The organism is Serratia sp. CY31944 (assembly GCF_052169175.1).
GTDB classification, from domain to species: Bacteria; Pseudomonadota; Gammaproteobacteria; order Enterobacterales; family Enterobacteriaceae; genus Serratia; species Serratia sarumanii.
Map to the genome: position 1 here is coordinate 273,379 of NZ_JBJNLG010000002.1, position 21,987 is coordinate 295,365.

Below are 21,987 nucleotides of genomic sequence, written 5' to 3' on the forward strand. Positions count from 1 at the left end.
TACACTGAGGCTCTTCATCTGTTGGGAGAGTCATTATGAGTGCCTTACAAGCCGGCGGCGCAAAACCCTGGCTGGCGACCTTCGCCATCGGCCTATCCACCTTTACCGTCGTCACGGCAGAAATGCTGCCCGTCGGGCTGCTGACCCCGATAGTCAGCACCTTGAACGCATCGATAGGCCGCGCCGGGCTGCTGATTTCCCTGCCTGCCCTGTTCGCCGCGCTGTTCGCCCCGCTGGTGGTGCTGGGCGCCCGGCGCACAGATCGCCGCAGCCTGCTGATCGTCTTTCTGCTACTGCTGATCGCCGCCAACCTGCTGGCCGCCGCCGCTACCTCCATGGCGCTGCTGTTCGCTGCGCGCATCCTGCTGGGCTTTTGCATCGGCGGTATCTGGGCCATCGCCGGCGGATTGGCGGAACGTCTGGTGCCGCCGGCCTCCGTCGGATTGGCGCTGTCCGTCATCTTCGGCGGCGTAGCGGCGGCCTCGGTGCTCGGCGTGCCGCTCGGGGTGTTCCTCGGCGAAGCGCTGGGCTGGCGCATGGCGTTTCTGGCCGTCGCCGTTCTGGCGGCGCTGACCCTGCTCCTGCTGCTGTGCGTGCTGCCGCCGCTGCCGGTCACGCAGGCGGTGAGCTGGCGGTCGTTCACCGCGCAGCGCGCGAATCGCCGGTTGCTCCTCGGGCTGCTGCTGACGTTTCTGCTGGTCGCCGGCCACTTTATGGCCTACACCTTTGTCCGCCCGCTGCTGCAGACGGTCGCCGGCATCGAGAGCCGCTGGGTGGGGGCGTTGCTGTTCGCCTACGGCGTCGCCGGTATCGTCGGGAATTTCATCGCCGGCCAGGCCGCCGCCAAACGGCTGCGCCGCACCCTGGCGCTGATCGCCCTCGGGCTGGCGCTCGCCGTCCTGCTGCTGCCGCTGCTGAGCCGCGCGCCGCTGAGCGGCGGCGCTTTCCTCCTGCTGTGGGGCATCGCCTATGGCGGCGTTTCCGTGTCGCTGATGGCGTGGATGCTCAAGGCGGCGCCCAATGCGGTCGAGGTCGCCTCTTCGCTGTATATCGCGCTGTTTAATCTGGCGATTTCCTGCGGTTCACTGGCGGGCGGGCTGGTGGTGGATGCCGGAGGCTTGACGATAAACGGCGTGCTGTCCGGCATCGTGCTGCTGCTGGCGTTGGCGATCCTGATGCGAACCCGCCCACAGGCGCTGACAACGGCGGCGAAGGCCGATTCGCCGCCGGGTTGAATCAGACGCGGCGCTGCCGCAGGCCGTAAACCAGCACCACCACGAAGCACAGCAGCGGCAGCAGATAAGAGAGCGCGGTGCTGTAACGGTCGGCCAGCGCTCCCATAAAGTACGGCATGATGGCGCCGCCGACGATCGCCATGATCATAAAGGAGCTGGCGCGCTTGGTGTGTTTACCCAGGTTTTTCACCCCCAGGGCGAAAATGGTCGGGAACATGATCGACATAAAGAAGAATACCGCGATCAGCGCCACCACCGACACGCCGTCAACGCTCAGCATCACCACGCCGCACAGCGCGATGTTGATCAGCGCATAGGCCGCCAACAGCGTCGCCGGCTTGACTCGCCCCATCAACCAGGTGCTGAAGAAGCGCCCGACCATAAAGCAGATCATGGCGATCGACAGCAGGTAAGAGGCGCTCTGGTTAGACACCTCGCGCCAGTGTTCGGTGGCATAGTTGATGAAGAACGCCCCTACGCCCACCTGCGCCGCCACGTAAAAGAACTGCGTGATAACCCCGCCGACGAAATGCGGATGCTGCCACAATCCCTGCGCTATCACGCCGTGCACCGGTTTTTCCTCTTCGCGGATCGCCGGTAGCCGGGTGCGGCTGAACAACAGCGCGATCAGCAGCACCAGCACGGCGATCGCCACATAGGTCATCTTCACCGCGCTCTGATCGCCGCCGCCGGCGGACTGGCTGGCGGAGAAGAACAGCGTGCCGCCGATCAACGGGCCGATAAACTGCCCGAGGCCGTTGAACGACTGGGCCAGGTTGAGCCGCCGTTCGGCGCCCTGCGCGTCGCCCAGCACCGTGGCGTACGGGTTGGCGGCCGTTTCCAGGCAGCCCAAACCGCTGGCGATAACGAACAGCGCGAACAGGAACACGCCGAAGCTGTTGGCCGATGCCGCCGGCACGAACAGCAGCGCCCCCAGCGCATACAGGCACAGCCCGACCAGAATGCCCGCCTTATAGCCCTTGCGGTCCATAAAGTACCCGGCGGGCAGCGCCACCAGGAAATAGGCGCCGAAATAGGCCGCCTGCAGCAGCCCCGACTGCGCCTTGGTGACGTGCAACGTCTCCTGAAAATGTTTGTTCAATACGTCCAGCAGGCCATAGGACAGACCCCACATGAAGAACAGGCTGGTGACCAGGATAAAGGCCCAGCGCAGATTGGCGGTCACGGCGACGCCCGGCTGCGCGGAGGCCGCACTTTTTTCAGCAAGCATGGTGATACCCTCGTATCGTCTGGCGATGATGATGTTGGCGTTATTGCTGTTGCAGAGAAAATATCCGCGCCATTTCCACCCATTTTTCGCCCTGCGGCGTCCAGGGGGTGGCGGCCTGGTAGTGCCACATCAGCGCTTCCCATCGCTGTACTTCGGGGTTGTTCAGGCTGGCGGCGTCAAAGCGCGCAGCGTCGAAATCGGCGCTGACCTCCACGATCATGAACAGCCGGGTGCCCAACCGGTAAATCTCCATGTCCAGAATGCCGTGCTCGCGCAAATGCGCGGCGATGCCCGGCCAGATGCGCTGATGATGCTGCAGGTACTCCGCAATCAGCGCCGGTGAGTCAATCAGATCGAGCGCCTGGCAGAAACGGCGCCGCCCTGCCGTCGCGCCGCTCACGTCAACGCCCGATCGAGATGCAGGTAGCCGCCGTCCACCGACAGCCACTGCCCGGTGGTATGCGATGACCGCGACGACAGCAGAAACGCCACGGTATCGGCGATCTCCTGCGGCGTGGTCATGCGCTGCCCGAGCGGAATGCGCGCGGTGATTTTCGCCATCTGCCGCTGCGGCTCGGCGAAGGTGTTGAGCCAGCGCTGGTACTGCGGGGTGATCACCTCCGCCGGCACCACCGCGTTCACCCGCACTCCGTCATGGCGCAGCGACACCGCCCATTCGCGCGTCAGCGCCAGCACCGCGCCCTTGGCGGCGGTGTAACCGCTGGTGCCGCCCTGGCCGCTGAGCGCGGTCTTGGAGGCGATGTTGACGATAGCGCCCCGGCTTTCCTGCAGCGCCGCCTGGCACAGGTGCGCCATCAGGTAGTAGTGCACCAGGTTCTTTTCCAGCGAGCCGACGAAGGCTTCGCGCCCCGCCTCCAGCCCGACGCCGTCGTTGACCCCGGCGTTATTCACCAGCCCGTCGATGCGGCCGAAGGCCGCCAGCGTCTGGCTGACCGCGCGGCGGCAGGCCGCCTCGTCGCACAGTTCGGTGAGGATCACCTCGGTGCGCGGCTGCAGCCGCTGCAAATCGGCCAGCAGCGCCGCCTCCGGCGCGGCGTTGGTGACCAACACCGGGATCGCCCCTTCCTCGGCCAGCACATGTGCAATCGCCGCGCCGATGCCGGCACCGCCGCCGGTGACCAGCACCACCTTATCTTGCAGATACAGATCCATAACCAGACTCCGTTAAACCGTAAATTCGCCAGGCGGTGTCGCCCCAAATCGCCGCCTGCTCGGCGGCTCCCAGCGTCGACAGCGCCCGTTCGCACAGTTGCACCACCTGGCGGTAGTCGCCGGCCAGCAGGCACACCGGCCAGTCGGAGCCGAACATCAGCCGCTGCGGGCCGAACGCCTCCAGCGCGGCGTCGAAGAACGGCAGCAGTTCTTCCGCCCGCCACCGGCCACCCGGCGCCTCGGTGATCAGCCCCGACAGCTTGCAGGCCACGTGCGGCAGCGCCGCCAGCGGCCGGATTTGCTGCGCCCAGTGCCGCGCGCCGCGCGCGATGTCCGGCTTGCCGAGATGGTCCAGCACCAACCAGTGCTCATCGTGGCGGGCGGCGAACGCCGCCGCGGCCGCCAGATGCCGGTGCGTCACCAGGATCTCGTACACATACCCGGCGCGCTGCAGCGTTTGCATGCCGCGCTTCACTTCCGGCCGCGCCAGCCAGGCCGCCGGATCCGCTTCGTCCTGCACCTGATGGCGCACCCCGCGCAGCGCGCTATAAGGCCGCAAGGCCTCCAGACGCTGCGCCAGCTGTGGCGAAGCGATATCCAGCCAGCCCACTACGCCGCATACGCCCTCGCTCTGCTCAGCCAGCGCCAGCAGGGCCAGCGTCTCGTCCTCGCTGGGGCGCGCCTGCACCGCCAGCGCGCCGTCGAAACCCTGTTCCTGCAGCAGCGGCCGCAGCCGGGGCGGATCGAAATCCTGCCGCAGCACGCGCATCCGCTCGTCGATCCACGGGTAGTGCCGTGGCTGATAGCGCCAGTAGTGCTGGTGAGCATCGATGCGCGGCATGCGATCCTCCCGCCTCATCCGCGGAATCGGTATTGCTCGATCGACGACGAATGCATCTCGATCGAATAGCCGGGGCGGCTCGGCGGCATGTAGGCCGCGCCGTTGATCACGCAGGGATCGACAAAGTGTTCATGCAAATGATCGACGTACTCGATCACCCGGCCTTCGTGGCTGCCGGCAATGCACAGGTAGTCGATCATCGACAGGTGCTGCACGTACTCGCACAGCCCGACGCCGCCGGCGTGCGGGCAGACCGGCAGTTGGTATTTGGCTGCCATCAGCATCACCGCCAGCACTTCGTTGACGCCGCCGAGGCGGCAGGCGTCAATCTGCACCACGTCTACCGCGCCGCGCATGATGAACTGCTTGAACATGATGCGGTTCTGGCACATCTCGCCGGTGGCCACCTTGACCGGCGCCACCCCTTCGCGGATGCGGCGGTGCCCTTCCACGTCGTCCGGGCTGGTCGGCTCTTCGATAAACCAGGGTTTGGCGAACGCCAGATGCTTCACCCACGGAATGGCTTCGTTCACCTCCCACACCTGGTTGGCGTCGATCATCAGCCGGCGATCCGGGCCGATCACGTCGCGGGCGATGCGCACCCGGCGGATGTCATCTTCCAGATCGCGCCCGACCTTCAGCTTCAGGTAGGAGAAACCGGCGTCGACCGCTTCCTGGCACAGGCGGCGCAGCTTGTCGTCCGGATAACCCAGCCAACCGGCGGAGGTGGTGTAGCAGGGATACCCCTCCTGCAGCAGCCGCGCCAGGCGCTCTTCTTTGCCCTCGGCACGCTGTTTCAGCAGCGCCAGCGCTTCCTGCGGCGTGATGCAGTCGGTGATGTAACGGAAGTCGATGCAGCGCACCAGCTCCTCCGGCGTCATCTCCGCCACCAGCCGCCACACCGGCTTGCCGACCGATTTGGCCCACAGATCCCACACCGCGTTGACCACCGCACCGGTCGCCAGGTGAATGGCGCCCTTGTCCGGCCCGATCCAGCGTAGCTGGCTGTCGCTGGTGAAGCGCCGCCAGAAGGCGCCCATGTCGGCGGCGATATCTTCCAGCCGCTCGCCGACGATCTGATGTTCCAGCGCGCGGATAGCCGCGCAGCAGATCTCGTTGCCGCGGCCGATGGTGAACGTCAGCCCGTGGCCGCTGAGATCCGCGCGATCGGTCTCCAGGATCACGTAGGCGGCGGAATAGTCGGGATCCGGATTCATGGCGTCGGATCCGTCCAGCCCCAGCGACGTGGGGAAACGAATGTCTTCAACCCGCAGTGCGGTAATGGTGGTCATGGCGGCGCTCCCGGTTAGGCCTGTACGGTTTGCTGGCGCTGTTCGCCCAGCCCTTCGATGCCCAGACGCATCGTCTGGCCCGCCCGCAGGTAGATGGGCTGCGGTTTCTGCCCCATGCCGACGCCCGGCGGCGTGCCGGTGGAGATCACGTCGCCCGGCTGCAGGCTCATAAAGCGGCTGAGGTAGCTGACGATCTGCGGAATGCGGAAGATCATGGTGCTGGTGTTGCCGTCCTGATAGCGCTTGCCGTCCACCTCCAGCCACAGGTTCAGGCTGTGCGGATCGGCGATCTCATCGGCGGTGACCAGCCAGGGGCCGATCGGCCCGAAGGTGTCGCAGCCTTTGCCCTTGTCCCAGGTGCCGCCGCGTTCAATTTGATATTCGCGTTCTGAAACGTCGTTGATCACGCAGTAGCCGGCGACGTGGCGCATGGCGTCCGCTTCGCTGATGTAGCGCCCGCCCTGGCCGATCACCACGCCCAGCTCCACTTCCCAGTCGGTTTTCTGCGAGCCGCGCGGGATCTCCACCTGGTCATAGGGGCCGACCACCGCGCTGGTCCATTTGTTGAATACCACCGGTTCCTCAGGAATGGCCGCGCCGGTTTCCGCCGCGTGATCGGCATAGTTCAGGCCGATGCAGATAAACTTGCCGATGCCGCCGACGCAGGCGCCGAGGCGCGGCTGCCCTTCGACCAGCGGCAGCGCGGCGCTGTCCAGAGCGCGCAGTTTGGCGAGCGACGCCGGCAATAACGCGGCGCCCCCCACGTCGGCGATATGCTGCGACAGATCGCGCAGGCGGCCCTGCGCATCCAACATGCCGGGGCGCTCTTGTCCGGGTTGCCCGTAACGTAAAAGTTTCATGCGTTCCTCTCTCAAAAATGGCGGCTCAGTTGCTCCAGCCGCCGTCGATGATCTGCACCGTGCCGGTGGTGTACGAACTGGCGTCGGAGGCCAGATACAGCGCCAGTTGGGCGATTTCCTCGGTGGTGCCGATGCGCCCGATCGGCTGACGGGCGACGAACGCCTGATACACCTCTTGCTCGCTGCGCCCCTGCTCGCGCGCCTGCTCGGCAATGCGCTGGCGCAGCGACGGCGACTCCACCGTGCCGGGGCAGATGGCGTTGCAGCGGATGCCCTGCGTGACGTAGTCCGCCGCCACCGAGCGCGTCAGGCCGATCACCGCCGCCTTGCTGGCGCTGTAAGCGAAGCGGTTCGGCACCCCTTTCACGCTCGAGGCCACCGAGGACATGTTGATGATCGAGCCTTTGCCGCGCGCCAACATGCCCGGCAGGAAGGCGCGGATCATGCGGAACATCGCGGTAACGTTGAGATCGAGCGCGAACGCCCACTGATCTTCGCTGCAATCGAGGATCGATCCGCTGTGCACCACGCCGGCGCAGTTGAACAGCACGTCGATCGGGCCGATCGCTTCCGCCGCCGCCGCGATGGCGGCCGGATCGGTGACGTTCAGCGTCAGTGCGCGGATCCCGGCGCAGCCCTGCAGGCGCTCGAGGTTGATGTCGCTGGCGATCACCTCGGCACCGGCGGCGGCGAACAGCCTGGCGGTGGTAAAACCGATCCCTTGCCCGGCGGCGGTGATCAGTACGCGTTTCCCGGTTAAATCCATCTTGACTCCTCGGCCTAAAGGTCTAATGGTCAGGCCACTAAAGGCGGTTAAAGGTCAGGCCTCTAACATGACAAAAGACGCTTTACGCGTTATCGTTGGGGGAAGAAGTTAATAAAACAGCCTTGAAACCGCATTTCAATTAACCATTTTTTTACACTTGAATAACGATTACTCAAGCGCCTTGTCGCATAATTGTGCGCCAAATCACTGAACGCCGAATCGTCAAAGGTCAAAAATGCCGATTACCCGACTGGAAAACCCAAGAATTTACAGACAGATAGCAGACCAGCTCAAACGTCTGATCGAAAATAACGAATTTCCGCCGGGCAGCCGCCTGCCCTCGGAGCGCGATCTCGCCCAGCAGTTGCAGGTCAGCCGCGCGTCGGTGCGCGAAGCGCTGATCGCGCTGGAAGTGATCGGCCTGGTGGACGTCAAGGTCGGCAACGGGGTGATCGTGCGCTCGCAAACGCCGCTGGCGCCGTCGCAGGAGCCGGTGATGGCGCAGGCCGGCCGCAACCAGTGGGCGGAGATCGACGACGAACTGAATATCGAACTGGATTTCAACGCCGAGCTGCCGCCGTTTTCACTGCTGCAAACCCGCCTGTTGATCGAACCGGAGACCGCCGCGCTGGCCGCGCGCCACGCCACCGACGAAGAGCTGGCGGGCATCCGCGCCGCCTACGAGCAGAACTGCCGCGATAACCGCGCTGGCTCCGCCACTCACCCCGGCGATCGGCTGTTCCACATCCGCATCGCCCAGGCCAGCGGCAACCCGGCCTATGCGTTCATTATCGGCCACCTGCTCGGCCACCGTTACGGCAGCATGTTTCGCGTGCTGCAGCGCCACTATACGCCGGACGACATGCCGCACCGTTCCGAGCTGGAACACCGGGCGATCCTGGCAGCGATCGAAGCGCGCGACGTGCGCGGCGCCCGCAAGGCGATGAAGGCGCACCTCGATGAAGTGATCGCCATTTTCGCCCGCGCGCAGTAGGCCGCCGGCGGTTAAAAAATTTATCGTCACCGCTCTTTTTTCTACATGCAGCCGGGGCCTGAGCGCATTACACTGGGCGACGAATAACGCCCTTTCCCGCTGCATTGTTAAATGGATAACGACCGTTGAAGAACTCTGTCTCCGCTTTATTGCTGGCGCTGGGCCTGTGCGCCGCGCCGCTGGCCGCGCTGGCCGCCCCCCCGCAGCTGGCTTCGCAAATCGTCGACCAGTATGCCGAACATATTTTCTACAACAGCGGCGCCACCGGCATGGCGCTGGTGGTGATCGACGGCAATCAGGTGGTTAACCGCAGCTTTGGCGATACCAAACCCGGCAACAACCTGCGCCCGCGCCCGGATTCGCTGATCCGCATCGCCTCGATCACCAAGCTGATGACCAGCGAAGTGATGGTGAAAATGGCGGCGGCAGGCCAGGTCAAACTGACCGACCCGCTGCGCAAGTACGCCCCCAAAGGCGCCTATGTACCGGCTTACAACGCCGGCCAACCGATTACCCTGCTGAACCTGGCGACGCACACCAGCGCGCTGCCGCGCGAGCAGCCGGGCAAAAAGCCGCCGAAAACGCCGGTGTTCACCTGGCCGACCAAGGCCCAGCGCTGGCAGTGGCTGGCGCATGCCAACGTCACGGTGCCGCCGGGCGTACGCGCCGCCTACTCCAATCTGGCGTATGACCTGCTGGCCGACGCGCTGTCGCGCGCCGCAGGCAAGCCTTACAACGCGCTGCTGAAAGAGAAAATCACCGCGCCGCTCGGCATGGTCGACACCACGCTGACGCCGAGCCCCGAACAGTGCTCGCGCCTGATGGTGGCGGCGGCCGGCCCGAGCGCCTGCCGCGACACCACCGCCGCGGCCGGCAGCGGCGGCGTCTACTCCACCCCGCGCGACATGCAGCGCTGGATGCAGCAGTTCCTCTCCTCCAGCGCCAGCGGCCCGCGCAAAGCCACCGCCGCCAGCGAGCAAACCATGTACTTCCAGCGCCACGATCTGGTGTCGCTGAAGGGCATGGATGTGCCGGGGCAAGCGGATGCGCTGGGGTTGGGCTGGGTGTATATGGCGCCGAAGGACGGGCTGCCGGGCATCATTCAGAAGACCGGCGGCGGCGGCGGGTTCATTACCTACATGGCGATGATCCCGGCGAAAAACGTCGGGGTGTTCGTGGTGGTGACCCGCTCTGAGCTGAGCAAGTTCACCAACATGAGCGATCCGGTCAACCGCCTGGTGAGCGATCTGGCGGCCAACAAGAGCTGATATGCGGGGCGCAGCCTGCTGCGCCCCAACGCCTCAGGCCGGCACCGCCATCGGGTGGATCACCGGGTGGAAGTTGCGCTTGAAGTAGATCAGCCCGTTGCCGGCTTCGCTCAGCGCGATCTGCTTGATCTGCACCAGGTACATCTGGTGGGTGCCGATGCTCTGGATCTGCTCGATCTCCCCTTCCAGGCTGGCCAGGGTATTGCGCAGCACCGGCTGCCCCAGCGCGCCGAGCTGCCACTCCTCCAGCCGGAAACGATCTTCCATGCTGACGCCGGTCATGCCGGCGAAGTGGCGTGCCATCAGCTCCTGCTCGTGGTTGAGCACGTTGACGCACAGCCTGCGGTTTTCCTGAAACACCGGGTTCATCGCGCTACTACGATTGATGCACACCAGCAGCGTCGGCGGCGTATCGGTTACCGAGCACACCGCCGTGGCGGTGATGCCGCAGCGCCCCGCCGGGCCGTCGGTGGTGACGATATTCACCGCCGCCGACAGGCTGGCCATGGCGTCGCGAAAGCGCAGGCGCTGTTCATTTTCCTGAGACATACAACCTCCTCCTGAATTACTTCAGCAGATTATCCAACTGATTAATATCGTCATTGTTCCGCAGGTGCGGCACCTTCCAGCCGTGCTGATCGTAATCGGCCAGGCACTTGTCGACCATCTGCATCATGCGATCCATGTTGCCGGATCCCTGCGCGTGGCGCAGGCACTGCAGGCGGATCTCATCCTGGCTGCCGGCGTAGTTGATCTCATACAGCTCGTGACGGCCGCCGAATTCGCTGCCGATCGCATCCCACATCAGCTTGAGGATCTTGATGCGTTCGACGTGATCCATACCGTCCGATCCGCGCACGTAGCGCGCCAGGTACTTGTCGATCTCCGGGTTGTTCATGTCGCGCACGCTGGACGGCAGGTAGATCAGGCCGCTGGTGACGTTCTTCTCGATGATGTGTTTCACCTTGGTGTAGGCCATCGGCGCCATCACGCGGTAGGTTTGCAGCGCGGCGGAATCCGGCAGGTAGGCGCCGTTTTCCCATTTTGTGGCTTCGGCGCACATCGCGTCGCTCAGCGACCAGAACAGGTTGCGCCAGGCCACCACTTCGCCCAGATCGGCCTGCACGCCGCGGAACTCCAGCACGCCGGTGCACGAGAGGCTCTTTTGCAGCAGCGCGGTGATGAAGTCCATCTTCACCGCCAGGCGCACGCAGGCCTGCAGCGGGAACAGCCGGGCGAAACCGCCCTGGGTGCTCCAGCGGCGGCAGCGGTCGAAATCGCGGTAAATCAGCACGTTTTCCCACGGGATCAGCACATGATCCATAATCAGGATCGCGTCGTTCTCGTCGAAGCGGCTGGTGAGCGGGTAGTCGAACGGCGATCCGGTGGCGCCGGCCACCAGCTCGTAAGAGGCGCGCGAAATCAGCTTCACCCCTTCGGCGTCCATCGGCGCCACAAACATCAGCGCGAAGTCCGGGTTATCGCCCATCACCTGCGCCGAACCGAAGCCGATGAAGTTGTAGTGGGTCAACGCCGAGTTGGTGGCCACCACTTTGGCGCCGCTGACCACGATACCGGCGTCGGTCTCTTTCTCCACCTGAATGTAAACGTCCTTCACCTCGTTGACCGGCTTGTGGCGGTCGATCGGCGGGTTGACGATGGCGTGGTTGAAATAGAGCCCGGTTTCCTGAATGCGTTTGTACCAGTGGCGCGCGTTGTCGGCGAACTGGCCGTAGAACTCCGGATAAGCGCCCAGCGCGCAGCCGAAGGCCGCCTTGTAGTCCGGCGTGCGCCCCATCCAGCCGTAGCTTTGGCGCGACCAGTCGGCGATGGCGTCGCGCTGCTGGCGCATCTCTTCCGGGCTGCGGGCATAGCGGAAGAATTTATGGGTATAGCCGCCGTTGCCGGTGTCGGTATTCCAGCACAGGCGATCCTGGCTGGCCGGATCGTGCAGCGCGTCATACAGCTGGCCGACAGACGCCGCCGCGTTGCGGAACGCCGGGTGGGTGGTGACGTCTTTCACGCGCTCGCCGTAAATGTAGATTTCGCGGCTGTCCTGCAAACTTTTCAGGTATTCGGCGCCGGTAAACGGGCGTTTGCTGTCGGCACGAAAGTCTTCTGGTTTCATCGGGTCTTCCTCGTCATCGGCATTTTTCAGGCCGTGGATCCGGCCATTTGTTAAAATAATGTTTTCTTTTGGTTGCTTAATTGAAGCTGCCAAAGCCGTTTTCGAGAAGAGACTTTTGCGGCAATCGCCGGTACTTTTCAGGTCAGTTTGCCGCTTTCGCGGCAAACTGTGATCGCGGTTACGAAAGGGCGTGTTGCGCCGCGCGGTAGGTCGAGGGGGAACAGCCTTCCAGCCGATTGAAAAAACGGGCGAAATAGGCCGGATCCTTGAAGCCGAGGCTGTAGGCGGTTTCATGCACCGTGCAGGCGCTGAACAGCAGCATGCGTTTGGCCTCGCGCAGCAGTCGATCGAAGATCAGCCGCTTGGGCGGCCGGTTGGCGAAGCGCCGGCACAGGTCGTTGAGCCGCGATTCGGTCACTCCCAGCGCCTGCGCATACTCCGGCACCGGCAGGTGCTCGCGAAAACGCTCGTCCACCATCTTGTTGAACCGCTGAAACAGCTGCAGTTCGCCGCGCACGCCGCTGTTGGCGTTGTCTTCCAGCGCGGTGTTGCGCAGCAGCAGCGTGAACACCGCCTGCGCCAGCAGCGCCAGCGTCTGTTCGCGCCCGGCCAGGTTCTGGCCGAACTCGCGGCGGATCAGCGCCCAGTAGTGGCTGAGCGCCGTAAGCTCCTGCGGCGCGTCGGCCAGCGACAGGCAGATGCCCGGCATGTCCAGCGCCAGGTTGCTGCCGGGATACAGGCGCTCCAGCAGCTGCCAAATCAGCTCCTGGCGCACCGTCAGCACGTGGCCGTCGCTGTCCGGTTCGGTAAAGAACGCATGCGGCACCGACGGCGGCGTGAGGATGAACAGCGGCGCCTGCACCGAATAGTGCTGATCGTCGAGCTGCAGCTCTATCTTGCCGGTTTCCAGGAAATGCACCTGAAAGAAGCAGTCGTGCCAGTGCACCTGCATGTCGCGGCCGAAGAATGCCGCCAGCCCGGCGAAGGTTTCGTAGTGCACCTCGTCGGCGGCGTAGCGCGCGTCATACTCTTTGCAAATATCGATGTTGGCGATAAAGCCGGTACTTTTCCGCACCTCATGACCTCCTGCAATCATGCCCACTTGCGCATCAAGGCGTCGCCCTCGGGCGCGAATCCTTCATCGGGATGCGCCACACCAGCACGGCGCCGACGATCAGCAGCGCCGAGACGAAATACAGCCCGGAGTTGAAGCTGCCGGTCAGATCCTTGAACCAGCCGATCAACAGCGGGCTGAGCGCCGATCCGATATTGCCGGTGGCGTTGATCACCGCGATCCCCACCGCGCGCGCTTCCAGGCTGATCGACTGATCCGGCGTGGTCCAGAAGATCGCCATGGCGGTGAAGGAGCCGACCGAGGCCATCACGATCCCCAGCAGCTGGATCAGGCTGTGATCGGTGGCGGACGCCAGCAGCCAGCCGGCGGCGGCGAACAGGTACGGCAGCGCGGTGTGATGCTTGCGCTCCTGCAGCCTGTCGGATCGTTTGCTCCACCACACCATGCCGGCGATGGTACAGATCTGCGGGATCGCCGCCAGAATGCCGATCGTCACGTTGCTGCTGCCCTGGTTGAAGCTTTGCAGGATCTGCGGCGTCCAGATGTTGATCGCGCTCAGGGTGTTGGTCAGGCAGAAATAGGCCAGCGTGTACATCAGCACGATCGGCGTGAAAATCTCGCGCCACAGGCTGCGTTGCTGCAGCGCGCGGTGGCTGCTCGGCCCGTTGGGCTGCACCAGCTGCAGCTTGTCGGCCTCCATCATCGCCTGCAGGCTGGATTTTTCCTCGTCGGTCAGCCACTTGGCCTTGGCCGGCGTATCGTCGAGGTAAAACCACACCACCACGCCCAGCAGCACCGACGGAATGCCTTCCAGCAGGAACAGCCACTGCCAGCCCTTCAGATTCATCACCCCGTCCAGCGCCAGGATATAGCCGGAGACCAGCGAACCGATCGCCATGGTCACCGGCATGGCGATCATGAACAAGGCGTTGGCGCGGGCGCGGTAGAACGCCGGGAACCAGTAGGTGAGGTACACCAGAATGCCCGGCAGGAAACCGGCCTCGGTGATGCCGACGATCATGCGCAGCACGTACAGGCTGGTCGGCCCGGTGGCGAACATGGTGCAGGTGGAGGCGATGCCCCACAGCACCATGATGGTGGCGATCCAGCGCCGCGCGCCGACCCGGCTCAGCATCATGTTGCTCGGAATGCCGAAGATCACGTAGGTGACATAGAACAACGTCGCCGCCAGCCCGAACATGGTCGAGCTGAGGCCGAGATCTTTGCCCATCGTCAGCCCGGCGAAGCCGATGTTGATACGGTCGAGGAAAGAGAAAACAAACAACACGAACAGGAAAATGATCAGGCGCCGAAACAACTTTTTAATCACCGATTGCTCGGCGGCGGTTAACGCTTTATGTTGCTGCGCCGGGTTGGCCGGCGGCAGCGAATCGACGTGGTTCATGGTTCAGTAAACTCCCGAAGAAGGCGCTTGCACCCCGCCCTGTTTGAACTCGTCAGCCAGGGCTTCCGCCGCCCGCGCCAGCAGGGTGGTGTCCACCCCCACCGCGACGAACAGCGCGCCGGCTTCCAGATAGCGCTGCGCCAGTGCCTTGTTGGCCATCAAAATGCCGGGCGCCTTGCCGGCGGCGCGGATGCGCGCAATCGCGTCGTCGATGGTGCGCTGCACTTCCGGGTGCTGCGGATTGCCGGCGAAGCCCATATCGGCGCTGAGATCCGCCGGGCCGATAAACACGCCGTCCACCCCTTCCACCTGCAAAATGGCGTCGAGGTTTTTCACCGCTTCGCGGGTTTCAATCTGCACCAGCACGCACATCTGCTCGTCGGCCTGCTGCAGGTAATCGGGCACCCGGTTCCAGCGCGAAGCGCGCGCCAGGGCGCTGCCGACGCCGCGCACGCCGTGCGGCGGATAGCGCGTGGCGCGCACCGCATCGCGCGCCTGTTCGGCGTTTTGGATCATCGGGATAAGCAAGGTTTGCGCGCCGACGTCCAGCAGTTGCTTGATGATCACCGCGTCGTTCCACGGCGGCCGCACCACCGGCCGGCTCGGGTAAGGCGCGACCGCCTGCAGCTGCCCCAGCACCGTTTGCACGTTGTTGGGCGCATGTTCGCCGTCGATCAGCAGCCAGTCGAAACCGGCGCCGGCCAGCAGCTCGGCGCTGTAGCTGCTGCACAGCCCGAGCCACAGCCCGATCTGCGGGCGTTTTTCCTGCAGCGCACGCTTGAAGTGGTTGGTTAACATCGCATTCTCCCTGACAAGCGGGCGCGGCGCGTGGCCCCCCGCCCGGTTTATTGCGGCCCGGTTCGCCGAGCCTGCTTATTAGACAAAGCGGCAGCTGATGCAGCCCATCGGGCCGTAGTCGACGTGGAAGGTGTCGCCGCGCCGCGCCGGCACCGGCCGGGTGAAGGAGCCGCCGAGGATCACCTGCCCCGCTTCCAGCTCCACCTCATACGGCGCCAGCTTGTTGGCCAGCCAGGCCACGCCGTTGGCCGGGTGGTTGAGCACCGCCGCCGCCACGCCGGACTCTTCAATCACGCCGTTGCGGTACAGCAGCGCGGCGATCCAGCGCAGATCCAGCGCATCCGGCTTGATCGGCCGCCCGCCCATTACCACCCCGGCGTTGGCGGCGTTGTCGGAGATGGTGTCGAACACCTTGCGCGGCCGCTGCGTCTCGGGATCGACGTTGTGGCTGCGCGCGTCGATGATCTCCAGCGCCGGAATGACGTAGTCGGTGGCGTTGTAGACGTCGAACAGCGTGCAGTTCGGCCCGCGCAGCGGCTTGGCCAGCACGAACGCCAGCTCCACCTCCACCCGCGGCACGATAAAGCGATCGATCGGAATGTCGCTGCCGTCATTGAAGAACATGTCGTCCAGCAGCGCGCCGTAGTCCGGCTCGGTGATCTGCGAGCTCACCTGCATGGCGCGCGAGGTCAGGCCGATCTTGTGGCCCTTGAGCTTGCGCCCCTCGGCGATCTTCAGCTCCACCCACTGCCGCTGAATGGCGTAGGCGTCCTCGATGGTGATCTCGGGATGATCGAGCGACAGCGCGCGGATCTGTTCACGACTCTTTTCCGCCTGATGCAGGCGCTGTACGGCGCGGTTAACCTGCTCTTTATCCAGCATTTACGACCCCTTATTCACGCCTTGTTGAACAGCGCGTGGACATTGTTCTGTTTGTAATTCAGCACCGGATCCAGCTCTTCCATAGTGAAAGAGAGCGCCAGGTATCGCTGCGCCATCAGCGCGGCGAAGTGTTCCTTGATCAGCGCAAACAGCATCTCGCCCACCTGCTGCCGGCTTTCCAGGCTGCGGCCGTGGCCGATCTTCAGCGTCATGTGCACGAAGGCGTAGTCCTGCTTGCCGTCGGCCATCTGCCAGGTGTCGAGCCAGATGGCGCGGCTGCGTACGCCGGCCAGCGGAAAGATGCCGGTCGCCGCCAGCGCCTCGTTGACCTTGGCGAACAGGGTGGGCAAATCCGCCTCGCGGCGGATGTTGTCGGTACATTCAGCGTAAAAATGGGGCATAGCGTTCTCCAGACGGCGCATAGGCGCGGGCGCGGCCCGCGCAGCGGCATTTACAGCGTATTGCCAAGTTTGAAACCTTTTTCCGTATCGCCCTCACGGGTGTAGGAAAAACCGTCTGCGCCGATGGTGACGGCCATTTCGCTGGGCGCGCTGCGTTCGATGACCGGCTGCGGCTGCCCATCGAGATCCAGCACCAGCGATCCTTCGGTATACCAGCTCGGCACCACCGGATTGCCCCACCAGTCGCGGCGCTGGTTGTCATGCACGTCCCAGGTCACGGTCGGGTTGTCCGGATCGCCGGTGTAGTAATCCTGCGTGTAGATCTCCACGCGGTGGCCATCGGGATCGCGCAGGTAGAGGTAGAACGCGTTGGAGACGCCGTGACGGCCGGGGCCGCGTTCGATCAAATCGGATTTGCGCAGCGCGCCGAGCTTGTCGCAGATGGCCAAAATATTGTGCTTTTCATGGGTGGCGAAGGCGATGTGATGCATGCGCGGCCCGGCGCCGCCGGTCATCGCGGTATCGTGCACCGTCGCCTTGCGGCGCATCCAGGCGGCGTAAACCACGCCGTCTTCATCGCGGATGTCTTCCGTTACGCGGAAGCCCAGCCCCTGGATGTATTCCACGGCGCGCGGCACGTCAGGGGTGATTTGGTTAAAGTGATCGAGGCGCACCAGCGCGCCCGGCGTATACAGATCGTAGCGCCAGGCCAGACGCTCGACGTGCTGCACGTCGTAGAAAAACTCATACGGGAAGCCGAGCGGATCCTCGACCCGCACCGCATCGCCGATGCCTTTGGCGAACCCGTTCACCCGCCGCTCGGTGCGGCAGCCAAGCGCCTTGAAATACGCTTCGGCGCGATCGACGTCTTCCGGCGTGCGCACGCGGAAAGCAAACGCCGCAACGGCGGCGACCGGGCCTTCGCGCAGCACCAGGTTATGGTGAATGAACTCCTCCATCGAACGCAGGTAGAGGGTTTTGTCATCCTCGGCGGTCACGACCAGGCCGAGGATATCGACGTAAAATTCGCGTGCGGCTTTAAGGTTCGTGACCTGAATTTCCATGTAGGCACAGCGCACGACGTCGGGAGCAGGGACAGCATTAGTGGTAAGTTTTGTCGTCATTGTTCTCATCTCTTTCGTTATTATTGTGGCCCGAGGCTTAGACGCCCCATTTCGGGATCGGGTGGTCGCCCATGGAAATGCACACGTTCTTCATTTCGGCGAACACTTCGAAGCTGTATTCGCCGCCTTCGCGGCCGGTGCCGGAGGCTTTCACGCCGCCGAACGGTTGGCGCAGATCGCGTACGTTTTGGGTGTTGACGAAAACCATGCCCGCTTCGATGCCGCGGGCCAGGCGCAGAACCTTGCTCACATCCTGCGTCCAGATGTACGACGCCAGGCCGTATTCCACGTCGTTGGCCATGCGCAGGCCGTCTTCTTCCGACTTGAACGGCAGCAGGCAGGCCACCGGCCCGAAGATCTCTTCCTGCGCCACGCGCATCCGGTTGTCGACATCCGCCAACACCGTCGGGCGCAGGAAGTTGCCGTGGTTCAAACCGGCCGGTTTGTCCGGGCCGCCGGCCAACAGGGTCGCCCCTTCTTCCACCCCGAGGCGGATATAGCCGGAGACTTTTTCCCAGTGCTGCGGGCTGATCAGCGCCCCCACCTGGGTGTTGGGATCTTGCGGATCGCCCACGCGCAGACGGTTGGCGCGCTCGGCGAAGCGTTTGACGAATTCCGGGTAGATGCTCTCCTGAATGAAGATGCGCGAACCGGCGGTGCAGCGCTCGCCGTTGATCGAGAAGATGGTGAACAGCGCGGCGTCGAGCGCCCGCTCGATGTCAGCGTCTTCAAAGATCAGCACCGGCGACTTGCCGCCCAGTTCCATGGAGAATTTCTTCAGCCCGGCGCTTTCGATGATGCGGCGGCCGGTGGCGGTGCCGCCGGTGAAGGAGACCGCGCGCACGTCTTTATGGCGCACCAATGCGTCGCCGGCGGTGGCGCCGTAGCCCTGCACCACGTTCAGCACCCCGGCCGGAATGCCGGCCTCCAGCGCCAGCTCGCCCAGGCGATCGGCGGTCAGCGGCGACAGTTCGGACATCTTCAGCACCGCGGTGTTGCCCAGCGCCAGGCAAGGCGCGGTTTTCCAGGTGGCGGTCATGAACGGCACGTTCCACGGCGACACCAGCGCGCATACCCCCACCGGCTGCACCAGCGTGTAGTTGAGCATCTTGTCGTCCACCGGGTAGGTCTTGCCGTTCATCTGCTGGCACACCTCGGCGAAGAACTCGAAGTTGTGCGAAGCGCGCGGGATCAGCACGTTTTTGGTCTGGTGGATCGGCAGGCCGGTGTCGGCAGTTTCCAGTTCAGCGATCTGCGGCACGTTCTGGTCGATCAGCTCGCCCAGGCGGCGCATCAGACGCGCGCGCTCTTTCATCGGCGTATTCGCCCACTTGGGGAACGCCTCTTTCGCCGCCGCCACCGCCTGGTCTATCTCCAGCTGGCCGCCGGAGGCCACTTCCGCCAGCACCTCGCCGTTCGCCGGGTTGGTGGTGGTGAAATACTCTTTGCTGGCGACGTTCTTGCCGTTGATCCAATGGTTGATGGTTTTCATCGCAGGCTCTCCTCGTAATCTTTTTCACTGATAATGTGGTTAACCAGACGGCCGATGCCCTCGATCTCCACCACCACTTCGTCGCCCGGCTGCACGTCGGCCAGCCCTTTCGGCGTGCCGGTGGCGATCATGTCGCCCGGCTGCAGCGTCATGAATTCACTCAGGTAGGCGACCAGGAACGGAATGTCGAAAATCATGTCGGCGGTGCTGCCGCGCTGGCGCAGCTCGCCGTTGACGTAAGTGCTGAGCGCCAGCCGGTGCGGATCGGCGACGTCGTCGCGATCGACGATGTACGGCCCGATCGGCGTCAGGGTGTCGCGGCTCTTCACCCGCAGATTCGGCCGGTAGTAGTTCTCCAGGTAATCGCGGATGGCGTAGTCGTTGCACAGGGTGTAACCCGCCACGTACTCCATGGCGTGCTCGCGGCTGACGTTGCGCGCGGTCTTGCCGATCACCGCCACCAGCTCGGCTTCGTAATGCATGTACTCCACGCCGGCCGGGCGTACCGACACCTGGCGGTGCCCGGTCAGGGTGTTCGGCGCTTTGAGGAACACCAGCGGTTCCTCCGGCGCCTTGAATTCCAGCTCGCTGGCGTGGTCGGCATAGTTCAGCCCGAGGGCGAACACCGTGCCCTGCGCCGGCGGCAGCCATTCCACTTCGCGCTCCTGCAGCACCTCGCCGTTCGGCAGCGTGACGCGCAGCTGGTCGTCCACCTGGACGTTGACGGCCTGGCCATGATGGCGAATACGGGCATGTTTCATGATGCGGCTCCTGCTTGGGTGACGCGGTTGGTCAGCGTGGGCAGGCCGGCGGCGCGCACCGTCACCTCATCCCCCGGTTTGATCTCCACCCGCTGGTGCGGGGTGCCGATCAGCACCGCATCGCCCGGCTGCAGGGTGATGAAATCGCTGATGGCGGCGATCAGCTCCGGCACCGAGCGCACCAGATCGGCGGTGGACCAGCGATCCTGCTCCACGCCGTTGATCTCGGTGACGATCTCCAGCCGATCGGCGGCCTCCAGTTGGCCGATCTCCCCCAGCGGGCAGAACCCGTCGCGGCATTTGGCCTTGATCGCCGGGCGATAGAAGCTGCTTTCCGGCAGGCTGACGTCGTTGGCCAACGCGTAGCCGGCCAGATAACGGCTCACCTGCTCAACCGGCACCTTGCGCGCGGTATCGCCGATGATCACCGCCAGCGTGCCGCCGCTCTGCACGGTTTCACCGGCCGGAAACGGGATCGCCCCGCCGTTGGCGAGGTGGGTGTTGCGCGGTTTGATAAACCACACCGGGGTTTTGGGCGGGGTCTGATACGGTGGCTGGTGAAACGCCTGATCCCAGGCGTCCAGTTGGCTGCGGTGGTTCAGCGCAACGGAAAATACGGTGCCTTTCATGCGAACTCCTCCAATGGCAAAACATGACAACCGGCATTCATTAATATATTAATGATTACTTTTATACGCTGTGCAGCTTTTACGCAACGCGCTTGGAGTGATTTGTGATCGTGATAACAAAATATTCACAAATAACGAACATTAGCGTGATTATTCAACGTATTAATCATTTTTCTCGCCATTTTTCGCTGCGGCACGCATTTTTGCTTTATCCCTACGGGTAACTTTGGCTACTATTAAGTTATTAACAAAATCGGGCTTTGCGGGGCGGGCGCCCCCATAACGAGCGCCGTAACAACGAACACCTTGATAGCTAAGGCCAAACTTATGCATGAATCGTTAACCATCGCCCTGCTGCAGGCGCGTGAAACCGCCATGGGGTTCTTCCGCCCGATCCTGAAAAGCCACAATTTGACCGAACAGCAGTGGCGCATCATCCGCGTGCTGGCCAACAGCCGCTCGATCGAATTCCACGAGCTGGCGGCGGAAACCTGCATCCTGCGCCCCAGCCTGACCGGCATTCTCTCGCGCATGGAGCGTGACAAGCTGATCTTCCGCCTCAAGCCGGTCAACGATCAGCGCAAGCTGTACGTGTCGCTGACCCAGCAGGGCCAGGATCTGTATGAAGTGGCGCGCCACCAGGTGGAACAGGGCTACGCCGAGATTGAAGCCGCTTTCTCGCGGCAGAAAATGGACCAGCTGATGGCGCTGCTGGACGAGCTGATCACGCTGGGCGACAGCCTGCCTGCCAACGTCACCGCGCATCCCGCCAAGCAGTGATTTAACCAACCGGAATTCTCAAATTAATTGACGTTGCAGCCAACAACGCTGCAGCGTCAAGTAAGCAGAGAATTCGTTTCCGGCAACAGCGCGCCGCCGTCCACCACCAGCGTCTGGCCGGTGATGTAGGCCGCCGCCGGCGAGGCGAGAAACACCATCGCCGCGGCGATGTCTTCCGGTTCCCCCAGCCGCCCGAGCGGCACCGAGGCGGCGATCGCCTGATTCACCTGCGCGTCGCCCAGGTTGGCCATCGCCGGCGTGCGGATCATCCCCGGCTCCACGCCGTTGACGCGAATTTTCTCCGCCGCCAGCTCCAGCGCCGCCGCGCGAATAAACCCGTTCACCCCGGCCTTGGAGGCAGCGTAGTGCGCCAGCCCCGGGTAGGCCACCCGCGGGCCGGTCACCGACGAAGTCACCAGAAGGCAGCCGCCGCCCCGGCGGCGCATCCACGGCAGCGCCGCCTGCGCCAGAAAGAACGGCGCCATCAGATTGACGCTCAGCGTGCGTTGCAGCAGGGCCGCGTCGATAGCGGCGAACGGCGTCAGCGGAAAGTAAGCGGCGTTGTGGATCACCACGTCCAGCCGTTGATGCCGCTCGCCCACCGCCGCCACCAGCTCGGCGATCTGCCCCGGTTCGGCCAGATCGCAGGCCAGCGCCTGCACGCTCAGCCCTTCGTCCCGCAGCGCCTGCGCCGCCGCCTGCGCCTGCGGCAACTGCACGTCCGCGATCGTCACCTCGGCGCCCAGGCGGGCAAAGGCGCTGACGATCGCCAGCCCAATGCCCTGCGCGCCGCCGGTCACCAGCACCGCCTGCCCCGCGAAGGCGTCGGCCGCATAGGTTGCGCTCATCGCC

Annotated in this window: 23 protein-coding genes; 4 read left to right on the forward strand and 19 right to left on the reverse strand. The window is 64.1% G+C overall.

Features of this window, described 5'->3' with window-relative positions; translation table 11 throughout:
• Positions 1-35: 35 nt before the first annotated feature.
• Entirely contained in the window at positions 36-1,235 is a 1,200-nt protein-coding gene (locus ACJ8IN_RS03590) for an MFS transporter (RefSeq protein ID WP_060427243.1), read from the forward strand.
• A 1-nt stretch (position 1,236) separates the two neighbouring features.
• On the opposite strand, the gene fucP is transcribed toward ACJ8IN_RS03590, so the two are convergent.
• From fucP to ACJ8IN_RS03625, 7 genes are read right to left on the reverse strand one after another with little or no spacing between them, the layout of a single operon-like run.
• Positions 1,237-2,466, reverse strand: coding sequence for an L-fucose:H+ symporter permease (gene fucP / locus ACJ8IN_RS03595; protein WP_060427244.1), 1,230 nt, complete (start codon positions 2,464-2,466; stop codon positions 1,237-1,239).
• 40 nt (positions 2,467-2,506) lie between these two features.
• Positions 2,507-2,866, reverse strand: a complete 360-nt coding sequence (locus ACJ8IN_RS03600; protein ID WP_060426860.1) for an L-rhamnose mutarotase — start codon at positions 2,864-2,866, stop codon at positions 2,507-2,509.
• Positions 2,863-3,639, reverse strand: coding sequence for an SDR family oxidoreductase (locus ACJ8IN_RS03605; protein WP_033636997.1), 777 nt, complete (start codon positions 3,637-3,639; stop codon positions 2,863-2,865). The genes ACJ8IN_RS03600 and ACJ8IN_RS03605 overlap by 4 nt, the downstream gene beginning before the upstream one ends.
• Entirely contained in the window at positions 3,617-4,480 is an 864-nt protein-coding gene (locus tag ACJ8IN_RS03610) for an amidohydrolase family protein (RefSeq protein ID WP_060427246.1), read from the reverse strand. Before ACJ8IN_RS03610 ends, ACJ8IN_RS03605 begins: the two co-directional genes overlap by 23 nt.
• 14 nt (positions 4,481-4,494) lie before the next feature.
• Positions 4,495-5,772 carry an L-fuconate dehydratase gene (locus ACJ8IN_RS03615; protein WP_308325408.1) on the reverse strand — a complete coding sequence of 426 codons (1,278 nt, stop codon included), beginning with the start codon at positions 5,770-5,772 and terminating at the stop codon, positions 4,495-4,497.
• A 14-nt stretch (positions 5,773-5,786) separates the two neighbouring features.
• Complete coding sequence (locus tag ACJ8IN_RS03620; protein WP_033648523.1) at positions 5,787-6,632, reverse strand: fumarylacetoacetate hydrolase family protein; 846 nt, start codon at positions 6,630-6,632, stop codon at positions 5,787-5,789.
• Positions 6,633-6,657: 25 nt separating this feature from the next.
• On the reverse strand, positions 6,658-7,398 hold the full coding sequence (locus tag ACJ8IN_RS03625; protein WP_016929185.1) for an SDR family oxidoreductase: 741 nt from the start codon (positions 7,396-7,398) through the stop codon (positions 6,658-6,660).
• 235 nt (positions 7,399-7,633) lie between these two features.
• Between ACJ8IN_RS03625 and ACJ8IN_RS03630 the strand changes: the two genes are divergently transcribed.
• A complete protein-coding gene (locus tag ACJ8IN_RS03630; protein ID WP_033636991.1) occupies positions 7,634-8,392 on the forward strand; it encodes a FadR/GntR family transcriptional regulator in 759 nt (252 codons plus the stop codon).
• A 125-nt stretch (positions 8,393-8,517) separates the two neighbouring features.
• Entirely contained in the window at positions 8,518-9,660 is a 1,143-nt protein-coding gene (gene ampH, locus ACJ8IN_RS03635; RefSeq protein ID WP_047569437.1) for a D-alanyl-D-alanine-carboxypeptidase/endopeptidase AmpH, read from the forward strand.
• A gap of 33 nt (positions 9,661-9,693) precedes the next feature.
• Here the strand turns inward: ampH and hpaC are convergent, their stop codons facing one another.
• The 11 genes from hpaC to ACJ8IN_RS03690 all read right to left on the reverse strand — a co-directional run bounded on the left by hpaC (position 9,694) and on the right by ACJ8IN_RS03690 (position 20,355).
• Positions 9,694-10,209, reverse strand: coding sequence for a 4-hydroxyphenylacetate 3-monooxygenase, reductase component (gene hpaC / locus ACJ8IN_RS03640; protein ID WP_308325405.1), 516 nt, complete (start codon positions 10,207-10,209; stop codon positions 9,694-9,696).
• A 16-nt stretch (positions 10,210-10,225) separates the two neighbouring features.
• Positions 10,226-11,788, reverse strand: coding sequence for a 4-hydroxyphenylacetate 3-monooxygenase, oxygenase component (hpaB, locus tag ACJ8IN_RS03645; protein ID WP_047569441.1), 1,563 nt, complete (start codon positions 11,786-11,788; stop codon positions 10,226-10,228).
• A gap of 178 nt (positions 11,789-11,966) precedes the next feature.
• The gene (gene hpaA, locus ACJ8IN_RS03650; RefSeq protein WP_308325404.1) at positions 11,967-12,863 is read right to left on the reverse strand and encodes a 4-hydroxyphenylacetate catabolism regulatory protein HpaA; all 897 of its coding nucleotides are present in this window, start codon (positions 12,861-12,863) and stop codon (positions 11,967-11,969) included.
• A gap of 34 nt (positions 12,864-12,897) precedes the next feature.
• Complete coding sequence (hpaX, locus tag ACJ8IN_RS03655) at positions 12,898-14,268, reverse strand: 4-hydroxyphenylacetate permease (RefSeq protein ID WP_033636986.1); 1,371 nt, start codon at positions 14,266-14,268, stop codon at positions 12,898-12,900.
• Positions 14,269-14,271: 3 nt separating this feature from the next.
• The gene (gene hpaI, locus ACJ8IN_RS03660; protein ID WP_033636985.1) at positions 14,272-15,066 is read right to left on the reverse strand and encodes a 4-hydroxy-2-oxoheptanedioate aldolase; all 795 of its coding nucleotides are present in this window, start codon (positions 15,064-15,066) and stop codon (positions 14,272-14,274) included.
• 78 nt (positions 15,067-15,144) lie between these two features.
• On the reverse strand, positions 15,145-15,948 hold the full coding sequence (gene hpaH / locus ACJ8IN_RS03665) for a 2-oxo-hept-4-ene-1,7-dioate hydratase (RefSeq protein ID WP_039567496.1): 804 nt from the start codon (positions 15,946-15,948) through the stop codon (positions 15,145-15,147).
• Positions 15,949-15,962: 14 nt separating this feature from the next.
• On the reverse strand, positions 15,963-16,349 hold the full coding sequence (locus ACJ8IN_RS03670) for a 5-carboxymethyl-2-hydroxymuconate Delta-isomerase (protein WP_004933172.1): 387 nt from the start codon (positions 16,347-16,349) through the stop codon (positions 15,963-15,965).
• Between the two features lie 50 nt (positions 16,350-16,399).
• A complete protein-coding gene (hpaD, locus tag ACJ8IN_RS03675) occupies positions 16,400-17,473 on the reverse strand; it encodes a 3,4-dihydroxyphenylacetate 2,3-dioxygenase (RefSeq protein ID WP_004933173.1) in 1,074 nt (357 codons plus the stop codon).
• Between the two features lie 37 nt (positions 17,474-17,510).
• On the reverse strand, positions 17,511-18,965 hold the full coding sequence (hpaE, locus tag ACJ8IN_RS03680; RefSeq protein ID WP_041037801.1) for a 5-carboxymethyl-2-hydroxymuconate semialdehyde dehydrogenase: 1,455 nt from the start codon (positions 18,963-18,965) through the stop codon (positions 17,511-17,513).
• Entirely contained in the window at positions 18,962-19,726 is a 765-nt protein-coding gene (locus tag ACJ8IN_RS03685; protein ID WP_033648528.1) for a fumarylacetoacetate hydrolase family protein, read from the reverse strand. Before ACJ8IN_RS03685 ends, hpaE begins: the two co-directional genes overlap by 4 nt.
• Entirely contained in the window at positions 19,723-20,355 is a 633-nt protein-coding gene (locus ACJ8IN_RS03690) for a fumarylacetoacetate hydrolase family protein (protein WP_033636979.1), read from the reverse strand. Before ACJ8IN_RS03690 ends, ACJ8IN_RS03685 begins: the two co-directional genes overlap by 4 nt.
• Positions 20,356-20,682: 327 nt before the next feature.
• Between ACJ8IN_RS03690 and hpaR the strand changes: the two genes are divergently transcribed.
• Positions 20,683-21,135 carry a homoprotocatechuate degradation operon regulator HpaR gene (hpaR, locus tag ACJ8IN_RS03695; protein ID WP_308325403.1) on the forward strand — a complete coding sequence of 151 codons (453 nt, stop codon included), beginning with the start codon at positions 20,683-20,685 and terminating at the stop codon, positions 21,133-21,135.
• A gap of 56 nt (positions 21,136-21,191) precedes the next feature.
• Here hpaR and ACJ8IN_RS03700 read toward each other — a convergent pair whose 3' ends face one another.
• Positions 21,192-21,983, reverse strand: coding sequence for an SDR family oxidoreductase (locus tag ACJ8IN_RS03700; RefSeq protein ID WP_060423258.1), 792 nt, complete (start codon positions 21,981-21,983; stop codon positions 21,192-21,194).
• Positions 21,984-21,987: the final 4 nt, after the last annotated feature.